General features: G+C 48.5%; 15 protein-coding genes. 8 read left to right on the top strand and 7 right to left on the bottom strand.

The genetic code is table 11. From position 1 onward, the window contains the following. Positions 1–291: 291 nt before the first annotated feature. The 6 genes from ruvB to ABY802_RS11425 form a co-directional block, all read right to left on the bottom strand. On the bottom strand, positions 292–1,302 hold the full coding sequence (gene ruvB, locus ABY802_RS11450) for a Holliday junction branch migration DNA helicase RuvB (protein WP_372627199.1): 1,011 nt from the start codon (positions 1,300–1,302) through the stop codon (positions 292–294). A gap of 5 nt (positions 1,303–1,307) precedes the next feature. Beyond that, positions 1,308–1,925, bottom strand: coding sequence for a Holliday junction branch migration protein RuvA (ruvA, locus tag ABY802_RS11445; RefSeq protein ID WP_372627197.1), 618 nt, complete (start codon positions 1,923–1,925; stop codon positions 1,308–1,310). Between the two features lie 74 nt (positions 1,926–1,999). Beyond that, positions 2,000–2,521: a crossover junction endodeoxyribonuclease RuvC gene (gene ruvC, locus ABY802_RS11440; protein WP_372627195.1), complete on the bottom strand. Its 522-nt coding sequence runs from the start codon at positions 2,519–2,521 to the stop codon at positions 2,000–2,002. Next, on the bottom strand, positions 2,521–3,267 hold the full coding sequence (locus tag ABY802_RS11435) for a YebC/PmpR family DNA-binding transcriptional regulator (RefSeq protein WP_372627194.1): 747 nt from the start codon (positions 3,265–3,267) through the stop codon (positions 2,521–2,523). The genes ruvC and ABY802_RS11435 overlap by 1 nt, the downstream gene beginning before the upstream one ends. Positions 3,268–3,377: 110 nt before the next feature. Further along, positions 3,378–5,156, bottom strand: a complete 1,779-nt coding sequence (gene aspS / locus ABY802_RS11430) for an aspartate--tRNA ligase (protein ID WP_372627192.1) — start codon at positions 5,154–5,156, stop codon at positions 3,378–3,380. A gap of 83 nt (positions 5,157–5,239) precedes the next feature. Further along, complete coding sequence (locus tag ABY802_RS11425) at positions 5,240–8,062, bottom strand: transporter substrate-binding domain-containing protein (protein ID WP_372627190.1); 2,823 nt, start codon at positions 8,060–8,062, stop codon at positions 5,240–5,242. A 195-nt stretch (positions 8,063–8,257) separates the two neighbouring features. Between ABY802_RS11425 and cmoA the strand changes: the two genes are divergently transcribed. The 8 genes from cmoA (at position 8,258) to fadE (ending at position 16,580) form a co-directional block, all read left to right on the top strand. Beyond that, positions 8,258–8,983, top strand: coding sequence for a carboxy-S-adenosyl-L-methionine synthase CmoA (gene cmoA, locus ABY802_RS11420; protein ID WP_372627189.1), 726 nt, complete (start codon positions 8,258–8,260; stop codon positions 8,981–8,983). A gap of 32 nt (positions 8,984–9,015) precedes the next feature. After that, entirely contained in the window at positions 9,016–9,981 is a 966-nt protein-coding gene (gene cmoB / locus ABY802_RS11415; protein WP_372627187.1) for a tRNA 5-methoxyuridine(34)/uridine 5-oxyacetic acid(34) synthase CmoB, read from the top strand. 23 nt (positions 9,982–10,004) lie between these two features. After that, the gene (locus tag ABY802_RS11410; protein ID WP_372627185.1) at positions 10,005–10,892 is read left to right on the top strand and encodes a LysR family transcriptional regulator; all 888 of its coding nucleotides are present in this window, start codon (positions 10,005–10,007) and stop codon (positions 10,890–10,892) included. A gap of 8 nt (positions 10,893–10,900) precedes the next feature. After that, the gene (locus tag ABY802_RS11405; protein WP_372627183.1) at positions 10,901–11,308 is read left to right on the top strand and encodes a hypothetical protein; all 408 of its coding nucleotides are present in this window, start codon (positions 10,901–10,903) and stop codon (positions 11,306–11,308) included. Between the two features lie 75 nt (positions 11,309–11,383). Continuing rightward, positions 11,384–12,427 carry a phosphoribosylformylglycinamidine cyclo-ligase gene (gene purM, locus ABY802_RS11400; RefSeq protein ID WP_372627181.1) on the top strand — a complete coding sequence of 348 codons (1,044 nt, stop codon included), beginning with the start codon at positions 11,384–11,386 and terminating at the stop codon, positions 12,425–12,427. A gap of 7 nt (positions 12,428–12,434) precedes the next feature. Then, complete coding sequence (gene purN, locus ABY802_RS11395; RefSeq protein ID WP_372627179.1) at positions 12,435–13,085, top strand: phosphoribosylglycinamide formyltransferase; 651 nt, start codon at positions 12,435–12,437, stop codon at positions 13,083–13,085. After that, positions 13,069–13,827, top strand: coding sequence for a DUF3108 domain-containing protein (locus ABY802_RS11390; protein WP_372627178.1), 759 nt, complete (start codon positions 13,069–13,071; stop codon positions 13,825–13,827). Before purN ends, ABY802_RS11390 begins: the two co-directional genes overlap by 17 nt. A gap of 263 nt (positions 13,828–14,090) precedes the next feature. Further along, on the top strand, positions 14,091–16,580 hold the full coding sequence (gene fadE, locus ABY802_RS11385; protein ID WP_372627176.1) for an acyl-CoA dehydrogenase FadE: 2,490 nt from the start codon (positions 14,091–14,093) through the stop codon (positions 16,578–16,580). Between the two features lie 110 nt (positions 16,581–16,690). On the opposite strand, the gene ABY802_RS11380 is transcribed toward fadE, so the two are convergent. Beyond that, a partial coding sequence (locus tag ABY802_RS11380; protein ID WP_372627174.1) for an ExeM/NucH family extracellular endonuclease occupies positions 16,691–18,817 on the bottom strand: 2,127 nt, incomplete at its 5' end.

The raw sequence follows: 18,817 nt of genomic DNA, 5'->3' as shown, positions 1-18,817 counted from the left end.
GCTTTTTTTTATTCGCGTCCTATTTGGCGCTGCAGCGTTGTTGGCAGCGCTCACTCACTTCATCGCATAGGCAACTATGCTCAGGAAGATTCTTTCACTTGCCGTCTAGCTGCACCACCAACTCGTTAGCGAATACCCTACGTCCTATTTGGCGCTGCAGCGTTGTTGGCAGCGCTCACTCACTTCATCGCATAGGCAACTATGCTCAGGAAGATTCTTTCACTTGCCGCCTTGCTATAACACCAACTCGTTAGCGAATACAATTTGTTCTAGTTGGCGGATACTTCGAATTTAATCTGATTTTGGTAAGTCGAAGCCAAAGTGCTGATAGGCACGGGGCGAGGCGATTCGGCCACGTGGCGTGCGCTGAATAAAGCCCTGCTGAATTAAAAAAGGCTCAATCACATCTTCAATGGTTTCTTTTTCTTCACCAATTGCCGCAGCTAAGTTGTCAAGACCAACCGGGCCGCCCATAAATTTATCAATAATGGCCAGGATCAGCTTGCGATCCATATAATCAAAACCTTCTGCATCCACATCTACCATTTGCAGCGCTTGCGCAGCGACTGCCACTGATACGGTCCCGTCTGATTTAACCTGAGCATAATCCCGTACCCGGCGCAGCAAGCGGTTGGCAATCCGGGGCGTTCCCCTGGAGCGACGGGCAATTTCCGTTGCGGCCTCTTTATCGAGCGTTAAATTCAGGTAGTGCGCTGAGCGTTGAATAATGTCGCTAAGCTCATCCACTTTATAAAACTCCAGCCGCTGCACAATACCAAAACGGTCACGTAGCGGCGAGGTCAGCGCGCCGGCGCGGGTGGTGGCGCCTATCAGAGTAAAAGGTGGCAGTTCGAGCTTGATAGAGCGGGCAGCCGGGCCCTCACCTATCATAATATCCAGCTGATAATCTTCCATCGCCGGATATAAAATTTCTTCTACCACCGGGCTTAAACGATGTATCTCATCAATAAACAACACATCGTTTTGTTCAAGATTAGTAAGCAGTGCCGCTAAGTCTCCGGCCTTTTCCAGTACCGGACCGGAGGTGCTTTTAATATTTACCCCCATTTCATTGGCAACAATCATTGCCAGGGTAGTTTTGCCCAGGCCTGGCGGACCAAAAATTAATAAATGGTCCAGAGGATCGCCACGCCCCCTCGCCGCCTCGATAAAAATAGCCATCTGTTCACGCACATGTTGCTGTCCGGTGTAATCGGCCAGAGTTTTTGGCCGGATGGCCCGGTCAATTACTTCATCTTCGCGGGTCGCAGTGCCCTGGATCATTCGATCAGCTTCAATCATCCTGGCTATACCATACTCTTAAGGGCAGCCATGATCAGTTGCTCACTGCTCATGTCGGCGCGTTTCACTAATTTTACCGCTTTACTGGCCTGAGCCTGACTGTAGCCCAGCCCCAGCAATGCACTTAACGCATCTTGCTCTGCACTTGCCGGCGGCGCAAAAATCGCCTCATCGGCATTCAGTGTTAACCGATCTGTTACCGGCGTGCTGCTCACGCCCCAATCTTTTAGCCGGTCACGCATTTCTATTACTAAGCGCTCGGCAGTTTTTTTACCTACTCCGGGCAATTTTACCAGGGTACTGATTTCGTCATGCAGCACGCAATGGACAAACTGCTGGGCGGTCATTCCTGACAAAATGGTCAGGGCCAGTTTTGGACCGACACCGTTAGCTTTTATCAACTGACGAAACAAACTACGCTCGGTACTGGTGATAAAACCATAAAGCAGCTGAGCATCTTCGCGCACCACAAAATGGGTGAAAATAATCACCTGCTCGCCGGGCTCAGGCAGCTGGTAAAAGCTGGTCATGGGTAATTGTACTTCATAGCCAACGCCGGCAACGTCCAGCAAAATATCAGGAGCCTGCTTTTCTAGTAGTACACCTTTTAAACGTCCAATCATCAGGCAGCGCTTCTTCTTATTTTATTAGTTTATATGTTGGCAAGAATCGGTATTCGCCAGCTTAAACCGGGATTTCAGCGCAAGCGGCGGCGCACGGTTTTCCTTGCCTGGCCAGCTAATGCTACCAAGCTTTGCTGCGTATGACCATGGCATAGCGCGACAGCAAGCGCATCGGCGGCATCAGCCTGTGGGCTGGCGCTAAGCTGCAACAACGAGCGAACCATATGCTGCACCTGAGCTTTGTCAGCAGCGCCTGTGCCAACTACCGCCTGTTTTACCTGTCGCGCTGAGTACTCAAACACCTGTAACCCAGCGTGTTTAGCAGCGACAATGGCCGCACCACGTGCCTGGCCAAGCTTAAGTGCCGAATCGGGATTACGGGCCATAAATACCTGCTCAATAGCAAATATAGTGGGCTGAGTTTGGGTAATGATCTCGGAAATCCCGTTGAAAATCCGGATTAAACGCTCTGGCAGTTCATCCGATCCCAGCCTGATGCAACCACTGGCCATATAGACAAATTTGTTGCCTTGCTGGCGCACCACTCCATAGCCGGTTAGACGACTGCCGGGGTCAATCCCCAGAATAATGTTCACTAGCCACTATGCTCGTTCATGAAATCGTCATTTATGTCGGCATTGTGATACACATTCTGCACATCATCAGAATCTTCGAGCATATCAATCAATTTAAAAAACCGGCCAACATTGTCTGCATCAACCTGGGCACGAATAGAGGGGATCATATCTATTTCGGCATTGTCAGCAGTAAAGCCCGCCGCGGCTAAGTGATCTTTAATATCGTTGTAATGTTCAGGGCTGGTAAATACCTCAGTACTGCCATCCTCATGGTTTTGAACATCTTCAGCACCTGCTTCCAGGGCCACATCAAGCAACTTATCTTCGTCTACCCCGGGCGCAAACAACAGCACTCCGCGGCGGGCAAATAAATACCCGACCGAGCCTGAAGTCCCCAGGTTGCCACCATTTTTGGTAAAGGCGTTGCGTACATCAGCGACCGTTCTTTTATTATTGTCGGTCATCGTTTCAACAATAATAGCAACGCCATTCGGACCGTAGCCTTCGTATACTAACTCTTCGTAATTCTCACCTTCTGTAGCACCTGCACCGCGCTTGATCGCCCGATCAATGGTGTCTCTGGTCATATTTTCTGATAACGCTTTATCCACTGCCAGACGAAGCCGCGGGTTAGCACTAATATCAGGATTGCTGCGGGCCGAGACGGTCAGCTCACGAATAATTTTGGTGAATATTTTACTTTTTTTAGCATCCTGGCGGGCTTTGCGATGCTTCATGTTCGCCCATTTGCTATGGCCGGCCATATTTGACTCCTCGCTTGCGGTAAACGCCCTGCGCCGGCAATGTGCCGACGCAGGTCAATAAAGTACCGGGTATATCTACATACAACGATCTATACAGCGACAGTATGCTGTTACTGCGCTTTGCTGATAACCTGAATACTTAATTCGGCCAGTTGCGCACTATTGGCTTCACCCGGTGCATCAGTAAGCGGACAGGCTGCGGTCGCCGTTTTCGGAAAGGCCATCACATCGCGAATTGACGTGGCGCCGGTCATCAGCATAACCAGTCTGTCTAAACCAAATGCTAAACCTGCATGTGGTGGTGCTCCGAATTTTAATGCTTCGAGCAAGAAACCAAACTTTTCGGTGGCCTCTTCATCACTGATCCCCAGCAATTTAAATACTTTGGCCTGTACCTCAGCACTATGAATACGGACAGAGCCGCCCCCCAATTCAGTACCGTTTAACACCATATCATAAGCGTTTGATAATAAATTGGTATGATCAAGCTGCCCTTGCGGGGTCGCTAAAAAGCCAGCGGTATCCAGCGGTGAGGTAAAAGGATGATGCACGGCAGTATGGCTGCCATCGTCGTTCTCTTCGAACATGGGGAAATCTACCACCCACAGTGGCTTCCAGCCCGGCACCGTTATGCCTAAATCGTCGCCCAGTTTCAGCCGCAATGCCCCCATGGCTTCACACACCACTTTGTAACTGGCAGCACCAAAGAAAATCATGTCGCCGTCTACAGCCGCTGTGCGCTGCAAAATATTGCTGACAATGTCGGCAGTTAAAAATTTCGCCACCGGCGATTGCACGCCATCGATCCCGGCACTGGCATCGTTTACCTTCATCCAGGCCAGGCCTTTAGCACCGTATATACCGACAAAGCTGGTGTAGTTATCAATATCCTTGCGCGATACCTTATCGGCAGCCGCAGGCACTTTTAGTGCAACAACCCGCCCTTTTGGATCATTCGCCGGGCCGGAAAACACGTTGAACTCAACCTGTTTAACCAGATCGGCAATATCGACAAACTGCATGGGGTTGCGTAAATCCGGCTTATCAGAGCCATACAACCGCATGGCCTCATGAAAGGTCATTTGCGGGAAATCTCCCAGATCGACGTCCAGTAACTGTAAAAACAATTGGTGAACCATTTGTTCAGTTACTGCCATCACTTGCTCAGCACTCATAAACGAGGTTTCAATATCTATCTGAGTAAACTCTGGCTGGCGATCTGCCCGTAAATCTTCATCGCGGAAACATTTGACGATTTGATAGTAACGATCAAGCCCAGACATCATCAACAATTGTTTAAACAACTGAGGTGACTGTGGCAGGGCGAAAAACTGACCTTTGTGAGTACGGCTTGGCACCAGATAATCGCGGGCGCCTTCTGGCGTCGCTTTAGTCAGGATCGGGGTCTCAACGTCTAAAAAGCCATTACCATCCATAAAGTTACGCACAAAACTGGTCACTTTGGCCCGGAATTTTAACCGTTCGCTCATCACGGGCCGGCGTAAATCCAGGTAGCGGTATTTCAGGCGCTGCTCTTCACTGTTGTCATGATTAAAATCCAGCGGCAGCGGCGCTGCTTTGTTCAGTATCGTTAAGCCGCTGGCATAAACTTCAACTTCACCGGTTGCCATATCGGCATTAATTTGTGACGCCGGGCGCAGACGTACCTCGCCGGTTACCTGAATGCAATACTCATTTCTCAAGGTGTAAGCCAGGTCAAACAATTCCGTTAAATCCGGATCACAAATAACCTGAACCATACCTTCGCGGTCACGCAAATCGATAAAGATAACGCCACCGAGATCCCGGCGCCGGTTAACCCAGCCACACAATGAAACCTGTTGCCCGGCCTGTTGGGCACTTAAAAAACCACAGTAATGGCTACGCATTAACCCTTCCTTATATCTCGTTGGTCAGCTGCTGTAAAATGACCGCCAATTATATAGAAATAGCGCTTAATGTCACTGCCCGTTCACGAAAACTCTCGTTCAGTAAAACTGTAACTATTCTTGCCTTGCTGCTTGGCCAGATACATTTGTTTATCAGCTTGTTTTAGCAGCGCACTGCTGTCGGTAGCATCGTGCGGGTAAATCGCAATACCAATGCTGGCGCCCACCTTAATCTGGGCAAAAGATAGCTGCAGCGGCTGACTTAGCTGAAACACGATTTTCTCTGCGACAATGGCGGCATCATCAGGGTGCAACAGTGCAGTCAGCAGTACAACAAATTCATCGCCGCCAAAACGGGCCACCGTATCACTTTTTCGCACACAGTTATCCATGACTACCGCAAGTTTCAGTAATAACTCATCACCTGCATCATGACCATATTTGTCATTGACTTCTTTAAAGCCATCAAGATCGATAAAAAGCACCGCTAAAATTTCGTTATGACGACTATGCTGCTCCAGCGCCTGATCAATCCGCTCTTTAAGCAGGCTACGGTTTGGCAAGCCGGTTAACTCATCATGGGTGGCCATATGCCGCATTTTATGTTCGGCCTCCCGGCGCAGACTGACTTCCCGGCGTAAAAATAAATTCCAAATAGTAAACAGGGTTAAAAAGACCAGGGTTATTGCCACTACCTGCCAGATTATCTGCTGCACCCGTTTGCTATCGATACCCTGGGTAATCTCAAAATCGAACCAATGCTGGTAAATCTCGTTACGTTCGGCTTCACTTATGCTGCGCAGTCCTTTGTTTAAAATGGTAACAAGTGGCTGATAATCTTTGCGAACTGCTATCAGCGAAGGGTAATCGGGCACATCATCAATAACCTGCATGCGCAAGTTAATCAAATTTGACTCAGTCAGTGCCCGGCTACCTGCCTCTAATGATTCCAGCACAAAATCAACCTGATTTCCCTGCAGCATACGGATACCGTCTTTAACGTTGTTCATCCGAACTACGTCAACATTTTTAACCAGTCCTGCTAATTGCTGCGCCAACTGATAGTCTTTAAAAACAGCCACTCGTTTGCCACTGAGCTGCCGTATACTGTCGATATTTTCGCCGTTCACATGACCAATTACCGCCCATTTTACTGACCAAAATGGCTCAGTAAAGTGGGCGTAGGAACGTCGCTCCGGTTTCGGAACGACATTTGTGACTAAGTCCAATTTACCGTTTTCTAAATCATGTAGAATAGTCTCAAAATTGTCATAAACATGTATGTCAAACCTTATGTTCAGGCGCTCTGACAGCAGCTGCAACACTTCATGACTGACGCCAGCAATATTACCATTGTCATCAACAAACTCCATTGGCGGCCAGTTGCTGATAAGCCCAACCCGCAGCAGGTTATGTTGTTCCAACCACTGACGCTCATCTGAATGTAACGGTATATTGTTTTTAAAACTGCTGAAATAACGCAGTTCGGATGCAGCAATCCATTTTTGTTCCACTTGTTCTAATTCAGCTAAGCTGATTTGATTAAAGCCGTCACTAATTTTTTCCGCAAGCTCAGTGTTGTCGTTATGCACCAATACATATAACGGTGCATAAAACTGTGTAGTTGGGGATTCGACAAAATCATCCCACAAATTTAACTGCCTGAGTCTGGCATCAATCACCGCTCCAGCGCCAAAAAAACCGTCGATTTCACCGTTTATCACCGCATTGGTAATGCTTTCTGTACTTGGATAGCGGCTGAAAACGACTTTGGGATATTGTTGTTGTAACTCCTCAAGATAGGTTGCGAAGGAAAAAACCCCCACCCTGGCTTCACTGTCGCTGCTTAGCGGTTGTTGCGTACTTTTTTTTAACTTGTAATAAGCAGAGCTGAAACTATAAATGTGATATGCCTTGGTCAGTTGAGGGTTAAGGTCATCGATATCCGGAAAACCGATATGAGCGTCGGTCCGCCGGTTTGCCAGACTGGTCAGGCTGTTTAATGCGCTATCCGGCACAAAAGCCACACTAATACCGGTTTTTTCTGACCAAAGCCGCCACAGCTCAACCAGTAAACCCGTCGGCTCGCCCTGCGAGGAAACGTTCATGTACGGCGGGTTAGAGATGGCTAAACCCAGTAATAATGTATCATCTTTAGCTGCTGCAAAACCCAACCATTTGCGCTCCAGCTCGTTTAGCGTATCTAAGGATACAGCCTCGGTATAATCTTTAAGTAGGCTGCCGTATGGCGAATCAAGTGGCACGCCGAAAACTAAGTCTATTGCCTGCAAAGGAATTTTTTTATAAAGCGGAAATTGTTTGTTTAGCTCTTCATACTTTTCATACCGCGGTGGTAGCCGGTCAAGACTAGCGAAGGCTTTTAACTGTCCTGCTAACGCCGCGTTATATACTTGCGTTGCGGTTTTAAAAATGCGCAGTGGAGCTTCTGGCAGTTGTCTTTCGAGAGTGGGTACATGACTGGAATTTTCTAAAACACCAATCGCGTACGGTGTTAAGTCGGCAAGTGTTACTACATTAAGTAAATCCCGGTGAACGAAGATATTGCTGTAGATGGTGATGTTAATACTGTGTAACTGATATGCAACAGAGCGTTGTTCGGTATAGGCCATACCGCCGTGAAAATCTACCTTGCCAGCATTTAACAGCGCCACGGTTTCTGGCCAGTCGGCCATAACAAAATCAATTTTTATCTGCTGCTGTTCACCAATAATACGCCAGTAGTCCACAATCAGGCCGTCAGGCTGACCTTGCTCATTAACAAACATATAAGGATAAGTGTCACTGCTAAGCGCCACAGTTAACTTGTCGGGCTCAGCACTGGTGCCAGTTGTGCTTATAATCCACAACAGCAATCCGGTAATAACCCGCAAAAAACGTCTTATCATGGGTTTAAATTGATTGTTCAAATAATGTTGTTGTACCCTTACTACCGGTCCGGGTCAAGCAGTGTCATAAGGCGGAACATCATTTAGATTGGCCACGCAGTTTGCTTTTGGCGGCCCGTCACAATTAAGGTAAACTACTCACCTATTGTATTGCGCTTTATTAGCGCATCCCGCGCAGCATTGGTGCTTTTTTCTATGCAAAAAGATCATATTTACGCCGAGCCTCTGGCTCAGATCCAGGATTTTCGGTTTGATGACCAGGTAGCAGAAGTCTTTCCTGACATGATTCAACGCTCCATTCCAGGTTATCAGACGATTATCCAAACCATCGGCAAATTAACCGCTCGTTTTCAGCAACCCGCAAGTAACTTTTATGATTTGGGTTGCTCACTCGGTACAGCAAGCCTGGCGATGCGTCGCAATATTACGGTCGCGGGCGCCCAACTGATTGCAGTGGATAACAGCAAAGCCATGCTGGAGCGTTGTGAACGACATTTACTGGCGTTTCGATCTGAAGTTCCGATCCGTCTTGAACTCGCTGACATTCGCGATATTCCAATCAAAGATGCAGCAGTTGTGGTCATTAATTTTACCCTGCAATTTTTGGCACCCGAAGATCGGGATGCCTTGATAACTAAAATATATCAAGGCTTAAAACCGGGTGGCTTACTCATTTTGTCAGAAAAATTTATCGCCCACAGTAACGCTACTAACAGCCTGTTAGTGGATTTACATCTGGATTTCAAACGCGCCAATGGTTATAGCGAGCTGGAGATCAGTCAGAAACGCTCTGCACTGGAAAACGTGATGAAGCCCGATACCCTGGCGCAACATCAGCAACGGCTACAACATGCGGGATTTAGTGAGCAAAGCTTGTGGTTTCAGTGTTTTAATTTTTGCTCTATGCTCGCGGTTAAATAACATTAATAGGCTGACACTTACAGGAATACTGCATGCTCGACTTCACCCCCTTCTACGCTAAGTTAGCCACTAACAAACTGCATGACTGGCTGCAAACCCTGCCAGCACAGTTAGCACAGTGGCAAAACCATGCATTGCACGGTGATTTTAAACAGTGGCAAAAAGTCGTTAGCCACTTGCCAGCAACAACCATCAGCACGCTTGAGCTTAGCAACGCTGTGCAATTTGGTGCTCCGGCCGACATCAGTGCCGGTGAAGCGGAGCGGATCCGCTATCTACTGCAACAACTTAAGCCCTGGCGCAAAGGGCCGTTTTCTATTCATGGCATTGATATTGACACAGAGTGGCGCTCAGATTTTAAATGGGATCGGGTGTTGCCGCATATCAGTCCATTACAGGGGCGTTATGTGCTCGATGTAGGTTGTGGCAGTGGCTATCACTTATGGCGGATGCGCGGTGCAGGCGCTAGTTTTGTAGTAGGTATTGACCCATCCCAATTGTTCTACAGCCAGTTTCAGGCGATTAAGCATTTTAATCCGGACCCGGAAGTCCATCTGATACCGATAGGCATTGACGATATGCCCCCCCTGGCCCAGTTTGATACGGTATTTTCGATGGGCGTGTTATACCATAGGCGCTCACCAGTAGATTTTCTGCACCAGTTAAAACAACAGTTGCGCCCGGGTGGCGAACTGATCCTGGAAACCCTGGTAGTAGCAGGTGACGAAAATACCGTGCTGGTGCCGGGCGAGCGGTACGCCAAAATGCGCAATGTCTGGTTTCTTCCCAGCACACTGGCGTTGTGCCACTGGCTAAGACGGCTTGGCTTTAAAAACCCCAAAGTAGTTGATTTAAATACGACTACGCTGGAAGAACAGCGAGCCACCCCGTGGATGGAAAATGAAAGTTTAATTGATTTTCTTGACCTGACTGACCATAGTAAAACGATTGAAGGTTATCCGGCGCCACAACGTGCCGTGATTATTGCCACTGTTTAAATTGCTACAGGACCCGGCTTTATATGCCCTACCGCCCTCGATCAACTCTGGAACAATGGCGCATTTTGCAGGCAGTTGTCGATGCCGGTGGTTATGCGCAGGCCGCTGAATTACTGAATAAAAGCCAGTCCTCACTCAATCATGCGGTAGCCAAACTGCAGTCACAATTGGGGGTAGAACTGTTGGAGGTAATCGGTCGCAAAGCACAGCTTACCGATGCTGGCGAAGTGATGTTGCGGCGCTCAAGGGTACTGACCCAGCAAATTGAAGATCTGGAGCTATTAGCCGATAATATTGAGCAAGGCTGGGAACCGGAAATCAGAATTGCGGTAGAACTGGCTTACCCCAAGCACTTTTTATACCGTGCTTTACAAACATTTTACCCTTTAAGCCGTGGGAGCAGGGTACAAATTATTGATACTGTTTTAACCGGCACCAGTGAAATTATTGTGCAGAAAAAAGCAGATTTAGTCATCGCAGGTATCGTTCCTAAAGGTTATCTGAGCGAACCTTTATACGTTAGCCGTTTTATTGCGGTGGTGGGTGCCGGACATGAGCTGGCACATCAGCTTAGGTTAGATCAAAATCAGCTAAGCCAGTATTTACAGATTGTTATTCGCGATACCGCGCAAAAACCACTGGAAAATATCGGCTGGTTAAAAGCCGAGCAACGCTGGACAGTCGATAATTTCAACGAAGCCATCGAAATTTTGCAACTGGGTCTGGGGTTTTGCTGGCTGCCTGACTTTACCGTCGCCTCGGCCCTGGCAAAGGGCGAGTTGGTCCAAATACAGCTGAGTAACAGTTCAGAGCGGCTGGTTCCTATGTCCTTGTTAACACCGCAGGAAGAAACATTAGGCCCCGGCAGCAAACAATTACGCCAGTTAATTCTGGCTGAACATCTTAAATAAGGATCTTTATGCAAAGTGTTGATATTACAAAGCTGATGCAAGACGCTGCTCGGGATGCTGTTAGCTATATTGCCGAGGAACATAAACTCACTCTGGATTTCTCGCTGGCCAGTCTTACAGACATTGATACCGTGCTATCAACCTTACATCAGCGTCAACAGCAGCAAAGTCATTCATCAGAGCTAATATTTACCTTAACTAACATTATTGGCGCTTATATTGGTGAAGTGTTTATCGCTAATTACGGCGGCAACTGGCATAACAACACTGCAGATCCATCAGCACCATTTATTTCAGTTCAGCTATCAGACAAAGAATTTCCATTTGCTTCAGTATGTTACCATAAGATCACCCAGGACAATGCCATTCTGGTGGCTAACTATGTAAAACAAGCCGCTGCAAATGTAATGCAGTAATGCTTTTGTCTGCGCCATTATACAGGTAAAATACGCGCCGATTAAGCCAACCAATACAGCCAATCGAGGAAAGCCGTGAGCGAGCATAATACATCTTTAAGCTACAAAGACGCCGGAGTTGATATAGATGCCGGCAACGCCCTGGTAGAACGGATTAAAGGTGCAGTTAAACGCACCACCCGTCCGGAAGTCATGGGAGGCTTAGGGGGTTTTGGCGCCTTATGTCAGATTCCGGCAGGTTATAAGGAGCCGGTTTTAGTGTCAGGAACCGACGGTGTTGACACTAAACTGCGGTTGGCCATGGATTTAAAACGACACGATGGTGTCGGCATCGACCTGGTTGCTATGTGCGTAAACGATTTAGTCGTTCAGGGAGCAGAGCCACTGTTTTTCCTTGATTACTACGCAACAGGCAAGCTCGACGTGAACACCGCCTCCGCTGTGGTTGCAGGTATTGCCGAAGGTTGTGTGCAATCAGGTTGCGCCCTGGTCGGTGGCGAAACAGCCGAAATGCCGGGTATGTACCATGGCGAAGACTATGACATAGCCGGCTTTTGCGTTGGCGTGGTAGAAAAAGCCGACATTATTGATGGCAGCAAAGTTAAAGCAGGTGATCAGCTTATTGCGCTGGCTTCATCCGGGCCGCACTCAAATGGCTTTTCCCTGGTACGTAAAGTACTGGAAGTAAGCGGTCAATCGGCCGACACCCTGCTGGAAGGAAAAAGTCTGGCAGACCATTTGCTGGAGCCGACCCGCATTTACGTAAAAAACCTGCTGGCGTTAATCAAAGAAATGCCGGTACATGCGCTGTGCCATATTACCGGTGGTGGTTTCTGGGAAAATATCCCACGGGTATTACCTGAAAATACCAAAGCCGTCATTAACGGTAACAGCTGGCAATGGCCCGCCATTTTTAACTGGTTACAGCAACAAGGCAATATCAGCCGCCACGAAATGTATCGTACCTTTAACTGTGGGGTCGGTATGATGCTGGTTGTGCCCGCTGCAAAACTGGAGCAGGCGTTGGCCAGCTTAACAGCGGCAGGCGAAACGGCCTGGCACCTGGGTGAAATTCAGGACGCGGCTACCGGTGAAGAACTCGTGATTATCAACGAATAGGCCAACAATGAAATCGATAGTAGTACTGATTTCAGGTAACGGTTCTAATTTACAAGCGGTGATTGATGCCTGTGCCAGCGGTTTTATCGCTGGCCGGGTAACTGCGGTGATATCCAACAAAATTGGCGTTTACGGTTTGCAACGGGCCGCTGATGCTGACATTGCCAACCATGCACTAAGCCATAAAAACTTTGCCAGCCGCGACGCTTACGATAAAGAGTTAATGACGTTAATAGACAGTTACCAGGCTGATTTAGTGGTGCTTGCTGGTTTTATGCGGATCCTCACCGCAGGCTTTGTCAGCCACTATGCTGGAAAATTATTGAACATTCATCCGTCTTTATTGCCGAAGTATCAGGGATTGAATACACACCAGCGCGCAATTGATGCCGGTGATCGCGAACACGGCTGCAGCGTGCATTTTGTCACTGAACAGCTGGATGGTGGTCCGGTAATTTTACAAGCAAAGGTGCCGGTTTTCCCTGAAGATGACGCCATTACTATTGCGGCACGGGTACATGAACAGGAACATCAGCTATATCCATTGGTTATCCGCTGGTTCTGTCAAAACCGTTTACAACAACGCGGCGATAAGGCATGGTTAGATAATAATGTATTGTCGGAACAAGGATATGCAAACGATGAGGACGAATCTTAAATGGCGCCTGCTGGCGTCATTACTGTTTACCAGCCTGCTAACAACTTCCGGAATAACGTACGCTCAAACTGCCCTTTCTTCTGCTGCTGATCAGGCTAGCCAATTTCGTCTTTTTAGCGCCGACTATCTGGTGTACCGAGCCGGCAAAAATCATGGTAAGGCAAACCGCTATCTTAAATTTAATGACGACCGCTATCAGATGGGATACAGCAGCGATATAAGCTGGCTGATCTTCAGTGATAAACGGCAGGAAACCAGCGAATTTTTGGTAGAAAACCAACAAATTCAACCGCTTAATTACGTGATGAAACGTCAGGGTTCCGGCCCTAGCCGTCATTATGAGTTGCAGCTGGATCCCGTCAAACAGCAATTGCTGGTGGGTAAATCAAAAGAACTTAAAGCCGATAGCTGGCAGGATAACTGGCTGGATCCGCTAAGCTATCATCAACAACTTGTGCTTGACTTGCGCGCTGGCAAAACCGAATTCTTCTATGACGTGTTAAACCGCAATGGCAATAGTAAAACTTACCATTATAAAGTGGTGATGGAAGAGCCATTAGCCTTGCCTTACGGCACAGTGCATACTTTACGTATAGCCAGAATGGACGATCCGGAAAAACAAGTTTACGCCTGGGTAGCGCCAGAACTTGATTACATGCTGGTCCGCTTATGGCGTGGCGAAGATAATGTTGAACAATTTGACGTGCAACTGCACAAGCTTGAATTTATCGCCCCGGAATAAAAAACCTCTCCAGCCCTTATCGCGCCTGCTTTGCTGCATGTTCAGCACAAGCTGGCGCCGCCAACTGTCTACCTTGAGCTACACTAATCAAATGTCTGATTGACAGCCAGACTGAGCTAGCAGGCCCTGTCTGGCCGTAAGTACTATTGTTAGATTAAATTTGCAAAGAATTGCAGCAGGAAATGCCGGATATCGCTTGCAACTTTTTCCAAAGCCATCTAAGCTTTAACCCTAGTGGTCTGACCTCTTATCAGGAGTTAACAATGAATGTGTTTTTACTCATAGTTGCCATCGTCGTGGCAATCGGTGTGTTAGCGTACTATCGCGCCAGCCTAACCATGTTTACCGCCGCCATTGCAGCGTTATTAGTAGTAGGCAGCCTGACCGACACCATCGGTACTTTTGCCTGGCTACTTTTTTTAGTTTTGGCCTTGCCATTAAATATTGCCAGTGTCCGTCAGCAGTACATTACCAAACCAGTATTGGGCCTGTATCGCAAGATAATGCCGGAAATGTCGACTACCGAAAAAGAAGCAATTGATGCCGGTACTACCTGGTGGGAAGCAGATTTGTTTCGTGGCAACCCCGACTGGCACAAAATGCATAATTTCCCTAAGCCACGGTTAAGTGCTGAAGAGCAAGCTTTCATGGACGGCCCGGTTGAAGAATTGCTGGCCATGGTAGATGACTGGCACAGCACTCATGAACGTGCTGATTTATCACCTGAAGTTTACGACTATCTGAAAACCAAAGGTTTTTTCGCGATGATTATTGCGAAGAAATATGGTGGTCTGGAATTCTCGGCCTTCGCCCAGTCTTGTGTACTGCAAAAATTAACCAGTAAAAGCATGATGTTATCCAGCATCGTTGGCGTACCTAATTCTTTAGGCCCCGGCGAGTTGTTGCAACACTATGGTACTGACGAGCAGAAAAATCATTATTTACCGCGTCTGGCTAAAGGCCTGGACGTTCCTTGTTTTGCTTTGACCAGCCCGGAAGCAGGCTCTGATGCCGGCGCGATCCCTGATTTTGGTATCGTAACTAAGGGGCAGTGGCAAGGTAAAGAAGTACTGGGTATGCGTCTTACCTGGGACAAGCGTTATATTACTCTGGCGCCTATTGCTACGGTATTAGGTTTGGCCTTTAAGTTATACGATCCTGAAAAGCTGTTAGGCGATAAGGAAGAATTAGGTATTACTTGTGCCTTAATTCCAGCCAATACCCCAGGCGTTAAGATTGGTCGTCGTCACTTTCCGCTAAATGTGCCATTTCAGAACGGCCCTACCCAAGGCGATAACATTTTTGTACCGTTGGAGTACATTATCGGTGGTGCGTCAATGGCGGGCCAGGGTTGGAAGATGTTGATGGAGTGCTTGTCAATTGGCCGGGCGATTACCCTGCCCTCTAACAGCACCGGTGGTATTAAAGCAGCGGCAATGGCTACCGGCGCTTATGCCCGTATTCGTCGTCAGTTCAAATTGCCTATCGGTAAAATGGAAGGCGTCGAAGAAGCGATGGCCCGCATCGGCGGCTATGCCTATATGGCAGACGCCTCAACGACCATGTCGGTGGGTGCTATCGATTTAGGTGAGAAGCCTTCAGTCATTTCGGCCATCACTAAGTATCACATGACAGAGCGGATGCGCAGTGCCATTAACGATGCGATGGACGTGCATGGCGGTAAGGGCATATGTATGGGCCCGAACAACTATCTGGCCCGTGGTTATCAGGGTGCGCCGGTAGCAATTACCGTTGAAGGTGCCAATATATTAACCCGTAACATGATTATCTATGGTCAGGGTGCCATCCGTTGTCACCCATACGTATTGGCAGAATTACAAGCTGCGCAAATGGATGACGAAGGCGCAGCAGTAACAGCCTTTGATAAAGCAGTGTTTGGCCATATCGGCTTTGCTATCAGTAATTTCTTCCGCACGTTCTGGTTGTCAATAACCGGTGGTATGTTTAGCCATGCACCTTATAACGATGCAACGACGAAATACTACAAACAGATGAACCGTTTTAGCGCTGCCATGGCCCTGATGTCTGATGTAGCAATGGCAACCCTCGGTGGCGATTTAAAACGCCGCGAGCGGATCTCAGCCCGGTTGGGTGATATTTTAAGTATGCTGTATTTAACCTCAGCGGTGTTAAAGCGCTTTAACGATGAAGGTCGGCAAGTGCAGGATTTACCACTGGTACAGTGGGCCTGTGAAGACAATCTGGCCAAAGCTCAGCTAGCGTTAGACGAGTTGTTTGACAACTTCCCGAACCGTGCTGTAGGCGTGGTGTTAAAGCGGGTGGTATTCCCATGGGGCCGTACCCTGCGTAAGGCGTCAGACAAAGTGGAGCATCAGGTTGCCCGCATTATGCAAACCCCGTGTGAAGCACGCTCTCGCTTAGGCCTGCATTTGTACCTGACGGACGAACCAGGCAACCAGTTAGGTAGGGTTGAGCAGGTACTTTTGGATATTCTGGCAGCAGAGCCTTTATTTGATAAGGTCGCTAAAGCCGCCAACAAGCGCCTGCCATTCTACCGCTTAAATGAAGTGGCAGATTTAGGTTTGGAGCTGGGTGTTATCAGTAAGGAAGAAGCCGCTAAACTGCGCTTAGCCGAGGAAGGTCGCTTATTTGTAATTAATGTTGATGACTTTGAGCCGGATTATCTGGCAGCTGACAACAGTCTGACTCAGCAACCTAACGGTGCTGAAGCATTGAATGAGCAACAAAGTAAAAAGACCAAAGCTGCGTAACCTTGCGGATCAAAAAATAAAAAAACCTGCCATCTGGCAGGTTTTTTTATGACGAAGAGCTGATGGATTCTCAAAACTCCAACAGCGCTTATTTTGGTTATTACCCTTCGTTAAAAATTAACCACTAACGGCTCTGAACACTGCGCAGTTGCATCCAGACACAAGCGGTACGTCGCGCTGTTAATCGCAGGGTTTTTGAATTGGTCGTTGTAACGACCAGGCCGGCTTAGCGTAGCTACCGGGCTATCATCACGGTACAGGGTCAGTGCCTGATCTACATCACTGCTCCAGCGTAATTGCACCAGAGTCGCACCGGAACGGCCGCGGTTAACCCGGATAAGCTCCAGCCTGATGTCTACCGGAGGGTAAACCGGTGCCAACTGCAGGGCTACGATAACCGGATCATGATCAGATGAGCGATACGCATCCGGAGCATAATAATCAAAAATCTGCTGTTCGGTCTTAAATTCAACGTTGTAATCCAGTGCTATCGGTTCGTCTGCGTTAATATTCCACTTATCCGCATCAGCTAATGCTTCCAGCGCATGCTGGTTTAATAAGGCGTGGTCAAGTGAACCGGCAAGCCCCCGAAACACATAACCATAGCTTGCTGTTTTGCCCAGCACGTCAAACACGTCGTAATAGCCGGCCTCGGCAAGCGCTGTTATCGGATCTTCTTTGGCATAAGCATTTAAGTCACCGATCACCATCGCCGGAATATCAGCATAATATTGCTCAGCAAAAACGCCAATCGCTTCGGCCGCCCGGGTGCGGCTGATGTTACAATTGCCCTGCCCGTCACCGGTATCACCATCGGCAGCGCCACAGCCCGAGCCTTTAGACTTAAGGTGGTTAACCATTACCGCAAATTCAGCATTATTTTCCAGTAAACGGAAACGTTGCGCCAGCATAGGCCGGTTACGGCTGTCATCAAATAGTGGCTGACCACTGCTATCCACTGCCGAATTAGCCGAATCAAGCACCCGTGCTACTTCTGTGGGCACCATTAAATCTGCGCGGTACAGCAGGCCGACTGCGATTTCATCGGTACCGATAGGGCTTACCTGCGGCTGTATAAATTGCCAATCCATCTGGCCCGTTGTCTGGCGCAAACCTGTCACCAAATCAGCTATGGCAGAGGTAGTAGCAAAACCATCATTTTCTAACTCCATTAAGCCAATTACGCTGGCGTCCAAACCTGCCATGGCAGCCAGAATTTTCGCACGCTGGCGTTCAAACTCCACCGCTGAATCTGCACCGCGCGAGGTGGGGAAACCGCCGCCCATGCCGTCACCGTTAAAGTAATTAAGCACGTTAAAACTGGCCACTTTAACGTTACCGTCAGCCAGTAATGAAGGAGCCACGCTTCTTGGGTTATCTGCCAGAATGGTTACCGGACTGCTCGGCATAATCCGGTATTCATTAAACGAATAATATAAGGTACCGGTTAAACCCACCACAGTATCACCACCGCGCACCGGATTGGCTGCGCTCAGGCCCGGAGCCGGATAAGGCACCAGCGCCGGGTTCTGTACTGTGCTGTTATCGTCCAGAATAATCCGGTTTAGCTGTTGCGCAGCGGCCAAGGCAATAGCCTCTGCCCCGGGAGCCACAACCTGAGTAGGCGTAAAGCGGCGGCCATTTGCTAAGGTAAGCTCGCCAAACCGGCCGAGCGTAAAGGTTTCATTTACGGTCAGCGGCTCTGAAAAGCTGACCAGCATCCCTTCATGCGCCTCCCAGTAAGCCATATCAGGTACCGGTAATTGTAATTCGGTTGCTGCAGGTAGTGTCGCAGCACCACAGTCAACAGTGGCAACAAGATCAGTAAGCTGGGTCATGCTAAAGAACTCGGCAACCTTAGCCTGCAATCTCACGCGCTGGCCGGCAACTACTGCCAGGTTATCACTGCCGGTGAACACGAATACACCTTCAGAGGTTAACGGATCGCTGTCTTGCTCAACCGAGGCCGATTGAATATTAAAGCCACGCAGCCCTGGCAGCGTTTGGGTAACAATCGCCTCAACCACCAGCGTCTGCCCCACTAGCGGGCTGGTATCGCCGTTGCCCTGGATCTGATGGATTGGCGTAAACGGTGCGCCGCAGCTTAAATCAAAGTCCGGATCCGGGTCGACTGGTCCGCCACCTTCACCATTAAATAAGCCAATATCACTAAAATCATCCTGGGGGAAACCTAACCATTGATCAGCAGGCTCAAACGTATCCAGCGGATTGCTATC

Source organism: Arsukibacterium sp., assembly GCF_041616895.1.
Classification (GTDB): Bacteria; Pseudomonadota; Gammaproteobacteria; order Enterobacterales; family Alteromonadaceae; genus Alishewanella.
The sequence above is the reverse complement of the archived record's forward strand: the minus strand, read 5'-3'. Positions and strand labels throughout refer to the sequence as shown.